Source organism: Gillisia xinjiangensis (assembly GCF_046298265.1).
Classification (GTDB): Bacteria; Bacteroidota; Bacteroidia; order Flavobacteriales; family Flavobacteriaceae; genus Gillisia; species Gillisia xinjiangensis.
The window spans coordinates 1-712 of the sequence record NZ_JBKAHK010000042.1 but is presented as its reverse complement, the minus strand read 5'-3'; the positions used below and the strand labels follow the sequence as shown (position 1 = coordinate 712).

The following is a 712-nucleotide window of genomic DNA, read 5'->3' as shown; positions in this document are numbered from 1 at the left end:
GTATAGTATTGCCTCTCTATTGAATTCTGGTCCAATACCCGTATGGCGTGAATTCCTGTAGGCAGAGTGCCAGTAAATTCGTAATTTCCTTTTACAATCACAGTAATCTGATCTTTTGCAGGATTTGGATAGGCTACAATGGTTTCTGAAGCATCATTATCTTCTTCAGGGGAAGTACTTAAAGGGGTAGGACCGCCACTACAATCCATAGGGATAGTTTTTGTATACCAGTTGGAATAACCACAGGCATTAATAGCCCGCACCTTAACAGTAAATTCATAATTACCGTCATCGGGATCTACAAATATAGAGCCTTCTTCGCCTATATATGTTGTTCCTGTACCTGGAGCTACTATTTGGGCGCCATATACTTGCCATTCATATTGCTCTGCACCCAGCGCTGTTTTAACAAATATCTCGCCCATGGTACATCCAAATGATACATGGCTCAGTTTAGTCACTTCATTAGGGTTTCCTACCCAGACATCTTTAGTAAGGGTTTTAGAACCACAACTCGGGGAACTTATGATTGCTGATAGGGTAACACTACCTTTACTTGAACTACTAACCGGAGTTACGGTTACATTACTACTTCCATTATTAGAGATGTTCACCAGATTAGTAGGGTTGGCGCTCCATTGTACATTTACACCGGTTTGAATACTGTATTGGCCGGGAGAACATAAACTTGCGCTTCCGGAGATTTCAACAG

1 protein-coding gene is annotated in these 712 nt (G+C 41.6%); it reads right to left on the bottom strand.

Annotation, left to right across the window (positions count from 1 at the left end; all coding sequences use genetic code 11):
- On the bottom strand, positions 1–712 hold a 712-nt coding region (locus tag ACKGJN_RS16355), incomplete at both ends, for a hypothetical protein (RefSeq protein WP_409540634.1).